The organism is Streptomyces sp. NRRL S-495, from assembly GCF_000966955.1.
Classification (GTDB): Bacteria; Actinomycetota; Actinomycetes; order Streptomycetales; family Streptomycetaceae; genus Kitasatospora; species Kitasatospora purpeofusca.
The window spans coordinates 1-2,629 of the sequence record NZ_JZWY01001142.1; the positions used below are offsets into that span (position 1 = coordinate 1).

Here is a 2,629-nt window from a genome sequence, read left to right on the forward strand (position 1 = left end):
GATCCAGACGCGTTGGCGCTGGCCGCCGGAGAGTTCGTCGACGGGGCGGTCGGCGAGTTCGGCGACTCCGGTGGCGGCCATCGACTCCTCGGTGATCCGTTCGTCCTCGCGGGACCACTGGCGCAGCAGGCCCTGGTGGGGGTGGCGGCCGCGGGCGACGAGGTCGGCGACGGTGATGCCGTCGGGGGCCACCGAGGACTGGGGGAGGAGGCCGAGGGTGCGGGCGACCCGGCGGGCGGGGAGGCGGGCGAGGTCGGCGCCGTCGAGGAGGACGGCGCCGCGGGTGGGGCGCAGGACGCGGGCGAGGGCGCGCAGCAGGGTGGACTTGCCGCAGGCGTTGGGGCCGATGACCACGGTGAAGGAGTGGTCGGGGATCTCGACGTCCAGGCCCTCGGCGACGGTCCGCCGGTCGTAGGAGAGGGTGAGGTCGCGGGCGGTGAGGCGAGGGGTGGCGGGGGCGAGGGTCATGGCGGGGTCCCGTTCGGGCGAGGGCGAAGAGGGGCAGGTGGGCGCGGCGGCGGTCAGAGCCGGCCGGCGCGGCGTTCGGCGGCCAGCAGCCAGACCAGGTAGCCGCCGCCGAGGACGCCGGTGACCACGCCGACCGGCAACTGCCGCTGGCCGAAGGCGTGCTGGGCGGCGAGGTCGGCGGCGGCGAGCAGGGCCGCGCCCATCGCGGTGGAGGCGAGCAGGTTGGGGCCGGGGGCGCGGGTGAGGCGGCGGGCCAGTTGGGGTGCGGTGAGGGCGACGAAGGAGACCGGTCCGGCGGCGGCCGCCGCGACCGAGGCGAGCAGGACGGCGCAGGCCAGCAGGGCGGGCCTGATCCGCTCGATCGGTACGCCGAGGGCGAGGGCGGTGTCGTCGCCGAGTTCCAGCATCCGCAGGCCGGGGCCGCAGGCGAGCAGGACCACCGGGAGCAGCACCGCGAGGACGGCGAGCAGCGGGAGGGCGTCGTCCCAGCCGCGTCCGTCGAGGCTGCCGGTGAGCCAGAGCAGGGCGCGGGCGGCCTCCATCAGTTGGATCCGGGTGAGCAGGTAGCCGTTGACGCCGCCGAGCACGGCGGCGACGCCAGCGCGCCCGCGGCGGTGCCGCCGGCGACCGCGCCGCCGGCCAGGGCGAGGCTGCTGCCGCCGGTCGCGACCACCAGCAGCGCGCCGGTGGTGGCGCCCTGGGTGAGGCCGAGGATGTCGGGGCTGCCGAGCGGGTTGCGGACCAGGGCCTGGAGCACGGCGCCGGAGAGCGCGAGGGCGGCGCCGGTGAGCAGGGCGGTGACCACCCGGGGGAGCCGCAGCTCGTTGACGACGAAGTCGGCCGCGGGGTCGCCGCCGCCGGTGAGGGCCTGGACCACCTCGCCCGGGGTGAGCGGGTAGTCGCCGCTGCCGAGGGTGGCCACGGCGACGGCGATCGCGGTGAACAGGCAGGCGGTGACGGCGAGGACGGTGCGGGGGCGGTAGCGGACGGAGAGTCCGCCGGGGGTGCGCAGGGTGCGGGAGCGGGTGAGGTCGGTCATGCGCGGGCCGCCTTCGCGCGACGGACGAGGAGGAGGAAGAAGAGGCCGCCGAGCACGGAGGTCACGATGCCGACCTAGGTCACGATGCCGACCTGGAGTTCGCCGGGGCGGCCGACGATCCGGCCGAGCACGTCGGAGCCGAGCAGCAGCAGCGGTGCGAGCACGGCGCAGTACGGCAGCATCCACCGCAGGTCGGGGCCGGTGAGGGCGCGGACCAGGTGGGGCACGGTCAGGCCGACGAACACGATCGGTCCGCAGGCGGCGGTGGCGGCGCCGCAGAGCAGGGTGACGGTGAGGACGGCGCCGGCCCGGATCCGGGCGGGCCGGGCGCCGAGGGCCGTGGCGGAGTCCTCGCCCATGGCGAGGGCGTTGAGCGGCCGGGCGAGCGCGAGTGCCAGCACCGCGCCGACCAGGACGAACGGCGCGACGGCGGTGACGGTGCCGGGCCCGGCGGCGGCCAGCGAGCCGATGGTCCAGAACCGCATCCGGTCCAGCGAGGCGGAGTCGAGCAGCATCACGGCGCTGACGTAGGAGTAGAGGGCGGCGTTGAGGGCGGCGCCGGCCAGGGCGAGCCGGGCGGGGGTGGCCCGGCGTCCGCCGCCGACCGCGTAGACGAGGGCGGAGACGAGGCCGGCGCCGGCCAGGCCGAACCACACGTAGCCGGTGAAGCCGCCGACGCCGAGGAAGGCGATCGCGGTGGCGATGGCGGCGGAGGCGCCCGCGTTGATGCCGAGCAGGCCGGGGTCGGCGAGCGGGTTGCGGGTGACGGCCTGCATGACGGCGCCGGCCAGGCCGAGGGCCGTGCCGGCGAGCAGTCCGAGCAGGGTGCGCGGGACCCGCATCCGGTTGACGACCGGGTAGGCCGGGGAGGCGGGGTCGGTGAGGCCGTGCCAGACCTCGGCGGGGGAGAGCGCCTTGGCGCCGACGGCGATGCTGAGCACCGCGGCGGCGGTGAGCAGTCCGAGGGCGGCGAGCAGCCCGAGGGCGCGGGCCCGGTTGCGGCGGCGGCCGGCGGGAACGGCCGGAGCGGGCGGTCCCGGGCGGGCGGTGACGTCGTGCATGGTGGGGTGCTCCGGGGACCGGGGTGGGGACGGTGGGGGACAGGGCGAGGACGGGGCGNCG

The 2,629-nt window shown here is 77.5% G+C and carries 1 protein-coding gene and 2 pseudogenes; all 3 read right to left on the bottom strand.

Going from position 1 to position 2,629, the window contains the following annotated elements; translation table 11 throughout:
- Positions 1 to 468 (bottom strand): ABC transporter ATP-binding protein (locus VR45_RS39925; RefSeq protein WP_045944877.1); only part of this gene is annotated, 468 nt, incomplete at its 3' end.
- 53 nt (positions 469 to 521) lie between these two features.
- A pseudogene (locus VR45_RS39930) lies at positions 522 to 1,507 on the bottom strand (iron chelate uptake ABC transporter family permease subunit).
- Positions 1,504 to 2,568 (bottom strand): annotated as a pseudogene (locus tag VR45_RS39935) (iron chelate uptake ABC transporter family permease subunit). The pseudogenes VR45_RS39930 and VR45_RS39935 overlap by 4 nt, the downstream one beginning before the upstream one ends.
- Between the last annotated feature and the right edge of the window lie 61 nt (positions 2,569 to 2,629).